This window comes from Terriglobales bacterium (assembly GCA_035567895.1).
Lineage (GTDB): Bacteria > Acidobacteriota > Terriglobia > Terriglobales > Acidobacteriaceae > Gp1-AA112.
In genome coordinates this window covers 1-3914 of record DATMPC010000081.1, presented here as the reverse complement: position 1 = coordinate 3914, position 3914 = coordinate 1, and the positions used below count along the sequence as shown (strand labels likewise).

Genomic DNA, 3914 nt, shown 5'->3' with positions numbered 1-3914 from the left:
ACGCTCGTCGGAACTTGTAGAAGTCATCGTGAGCGTGTCGCCCACGGTCCAGAAGCTCAACAGACCGATGCCAAATTCCCCTTGTAAGCCGAGTCCAGCACCGTCTGCCTTCAGGCGTCGCTTGACCGAGTCGCAGATATGAGTTGCGACGTACTTGAAGTCAGGCAGTCCGTTCGCATCGCGAGGAACGCCGTCGCCATCGTCCTTGACCGTTAGATAGTGTTCGTCGTGCTCGCGACCGCGCGTGATGGCAATTGTCTTGGCGTGCGCATCGATACTGTTTTCGACCAACTCGGCGATGGCCTTAAGCGGATTGCTTTGTGACAGGGCAATGATACGGATAGCATTCCAATCGTCACCGATCCGTAGTTTACCGCTCTCTGATTCCTTCGACTTGGTCACGCTCGTCTTCGCCACAGTGACAACGAACTCCGCTCGTTGGGGTAAGGTAGGGAGGAACGACCTCAGCCTGCCATCAGCCACCTACTATATCGAGAGCTTTAGCTGCCGGGCAAGCATGGCTCAGCGGCGGGCACGCAGACCAAACTGAATAAGAATGTGCTCCGATTCATCTAGGATGATTTCGCCACTCGCATTATCCACCCCCGTGATCTCTACTACCTGCAGCCCAATCGGGAGTTCGGTCGCCTGTCTAGCTCCAATGCAGACCTGCTCGGGCGAACACAAGCCGGGACGGAAGGAAGATGTGGCCTGCCATGGTTCATTCGTTCGACATCTTTCGCATCTTAAGAGATGACGTACCAAGGAGCGGTGTTCTACGAAGCTCAACAACCGACTGTCACAGATCAGCTGATACCTGGTGCGAGACCTCAATCGGGAGTAGAGGTTTCTGCCTCGAGAGAACGTTGCCGCACGACTGTGGCTCGCCCCACGAGGGTGCTCTGCAGCCTCCATGCTTCGCTGCTGGAAATATAGTAGCCCTGATGTGGCTCCAAGCTAAGCTGCAGGTCCACCCTGGCGTCTGGCAAAACCACGACTGAGTCGTTCTCAATACTCTGGGAAGGAATGAGAAGCTCCGGCTGGTCACCGGGCAAGCGTAGCCGCTCGACGTGTCCATCCGCCATGACGATGCAATTCCATCGCGTCTCTCCGCAGACATTCACGGCGGGAAGTTCTTCGGCGCTTGCGGGGGAGCCATCGAAAAATTGCAAGCGGACTTCGCGATAGCTTCCCGCAGGAACGTTTGCACTCTCTGCCAGAATTATCGGCATAGGGTTACCCATTAGGTCAATTTGACGGGGTTCCTTTGCGAGGTGGGGGGCGAGTTCGAGCCAATTGGGAGAACGCGCGTCTTCGCTGGCGCCAGGCCGAAGTTGAATGCCTCGCAAGGTCACAAAAACATGTTCCACGCGGGTGGCAGCCGTACAGGTCTCGCAGAGTGAGGATTTAAGCGCAACCACACTCATTGCGCCGTGGACCTGAGAAAGCGAACAGCTGGGCGGCGGATTTGCCACTTTTACGATGAGACCACCGTTGCCATTATTGGAAAAGCCGACAAAACAGGAATCACCGCAGCCAGTAAGGGCGATGGCGGTGAACATCGCAGCACAACTGAATGTACTCCGGAGATGACATCGAGAGAACCGCATGGATTCGCTCCAGTGCCTGCCACTCGACCGCGTCGAATCGGCCCCTCTGCCTTGTATTCTACGCCGCTTTCGTAACCTGAGGCGCGTCTTTTGGAAAGAATCATCCGTACCGTCGAGATGGTCTGCGTGGCGCACCCGCTCTCAACCAGAACTGTTACCGGGCATCCTCGTGCTAGTGCGGTGTCCCGGAAATAACTGAATCGTTGCCGTCAAGGCGTCGGACGAACTGGGCGCGCCTGAAGGATCGACCGTCCATCCGGAGAAACGCGACTGATCGAGTTGGGCGGTTCGCCGCGCAAAATCGGGAGAAGCGTGGTGAAGGGAAACCGGAGGCTTTTACGCTCCTGGGCTTCACGCACTACTGTGGGAAGCGACGGAGCAATGGGTCGTCTATCGTCTGGCGGAAAACGGCGAAAAAGCGCATGGTGGCCAACGCTTGCGGCGATTTTGGTGGCCCGTCCTACGCCGCCGCAGTCAACGACCTGCGCGACGGGATCGGCTCATCGCGATCGACACGACTGCGGGAACGTGGTCCCTACCGCGTTAGTTTTGGTTCGGCCCATCTTACGCCGAGGCGTCAGCTAGGCCTTTCCCTAGTTGTTTGGCAACGTGAAACGACCTAGAAATAGCGCCAGAGCGAGCCAGGGCGATTAGGACTTGGATGAGGACGCAGCGCAGAGCCCCCCTTGCCCGAGCCCTAAGAGGCGTTTATCAAGACTTAGGGAGCTGCCTAAGCCGCTTCCCTGCCCAGCCCTGCATCCTCTGTGTGGTAAATACAAAATCGAGTGTCAAATGGAATTTCTTGAAAAGAAGATCACAACCACGCATCGCGTCCAGGAGCACGAATTGTTGAAGCGTTTGGAACATTTTTGCAAACGTGCAGGTTTGGAATTTCCAACAGATGCATGGCCGAAAGATGACCGCAAAGCGTATTTTCTACTCGGTTTATGTGCTATTGAAGATATGAAAGACCTTAGTTTTCGCGAAAGGCTCGCACGGCTCGATGACTGGGCACGCCAGCGCGACTTGCTTAAGCCGAATGAAACGCTCTTCGCAAAGAGGCGCTGAACGCTCGATGATCGACATTTCTTGTGCCTCACACGCAGGATTAATACCGTCGTGGCCCAAGCAGCCTTGAACTTGCTCTGGGAGCAATTCCGGGATGGAACAGCAACGGGAAACCAGAATGGCAATCGAGCCGCAGTTACATGGTACGCAAAAACAGCCGTTCAGGCGATCGGAGCAGAACCGTGCCGCGACGCTTTACTAAGGCGAGGTCACGTTGCCACTTGCTCATTAGGCGGCTAGCAGTGAAAGGCGTGACGTTCGCGGCGTCAGCCAACTCCTCGTTTGTGATCTGGAGTGCAGTACCACCCGCAACCTTCTTACCGATAGTCCGGGCAAGAGTAACGAGTACATGAGCAACCCGCTGTCGAGAGGTGTGGCAAGCTAAAGCGATGTGAGAGGTGAGATGCCAAGCCACGTAGTCTGAAGCAGTTGACAATGTGTTCTCCAACAATCTGGGATACCGCACGACAAGATCCCGGATCGTGGGACGATCCCACACCAACACCGAGCTGTCCGTTACTGCTTCTGTGCTGAAGAGATAAGAACAATGGTCCGACAGAACCGCCCGACCGCCGAATAGATCTCCTGGTCCAAGCCACTGAAAGAGAAGCTTCTTGCCCTCTTCTGCAACGAAGAAGGCTCTGACAAGTCCTTTCGTCAACAGGAAAAAATGGTCGGCAGAGTCACCCTGGTTTGTAACCACCGAATTGGCGAAGAATCGGCGTGGTGTTGCAGCTGCCAAGATTTTCTTGCGATGATCAGGAATCAATCCATCGAGAAATTGTGATCGCAAGCTGGTCGATACAGCAGCAATTCCTGAGTAAGGCATGAATGTGTCTCCTGGAGTGGCCGTAGGCCGAGCCTGAACTGTACGAGCGGCTAAAGGAAGAGGATTCTCCTGTAGATTACAGCCGACTAAAGTATAGGTCCGCCGAGTATTGCAGGGAAGAGCACGCGCCGCAAGGCGTCCATGCGTCACCCCCGGATCGAACGATTAATGCCAGGCGTCGTTTCCAAGTCTGTCCTTTAGGGCCTCCGGCCCGCGAAAGCTTATGAAAATCACTTCGAGATAAAATGGCCACGGTCCGGAGCGGCGAGGTCGACTTCCCATTAGAGAAGCCGAGGCTGTAAGTCTGTCTGATCCGGAGCGTGCGTGATTGAGCGAATAATTGGGCGTCGTTGTTCTCCCCCGGGGGAGCGGCGATAGCCTGCGACCCTGGTTAAAGTAACCGCAGC

At 55.5% G+C, this 3914-nt stretch carries 4 protein-coding genes; 1 reads left to right on the top strand and 3 read right to left on the bottom strand.

All coding sequences use genetic code 11. The features are described from left to right. A partial coding sequence (locus VNX88_16175; GenBank protein HWY70206.1) for an ATP-binding protein occupies positions 1-417 on the bottom strand: 417 nt, incomplete at its 3' end. A gap of 413 nt (positions 418-830) precedes the next feature. Beyond that, on the bottom strand, positions 831-1427 hold the full coding sequence (locus VNX88_16170; GenBank protein HWY70205.1) for a DUF4382 domain-containing protein: 597 nt from the start codon (positions 1425-1427) through the stop codon (positions 831-833). Positions 1428-2402: 975 nt separating this feature from the next. On the opposite strand from VNX88_16170, the gene VNX88_16165 reads away from it, so the two are divergent. Continuing rightward, positions 2403-2678 (top strand): hypothetical protein, encoded by a 276-nt coding sequence (locus VNX88_16165; protein ID HWY70204.1) that lies wholly within the window; start codon positions 2403-2405, stop codon positions 2676-2678. A 136-nt stretch (positions 2679-2814) separates the two neighbouring features. Here VNX88_16165 and VNX88_16160 read toward each other — a convergent pair whose 3' ends face one another. Beyond that, entirely contained in the window at positions 2815-3507 is a 693-nt protein-coding gene (locus VNX88_16160) for a Crp/Fnr family transcriptional regulator (protein ID HWY70203.1), read from the bottom strand. Positions 3508-3914 lie beyond the last annotated feature (407 nt).

Bases quoted from the DNA above. Each gene is read 5' to 3' on its own strand.
- VNX88_16170 (HWY70205.1), bottom strand. From the start codon at position 1,427: ATGAGTGTGGTTGCGCTTAAATCCTCACTCTGCGAGACCTGTACGGCT.
- VNX88_16165 (HWY70204.1), top strand. From the start codon at position 2,403: ATGGAATTTCTTGAAAAGAAGATCACAACCACGCATCGCGTCCAGGAG.
- VNX88_16160 (HWY70203.1), bottom strand. From the start codon at position 3,507: ATGCCTTACTCAGGAATTGCTGCTGTATCGACCAGCTTGCGATCACAA.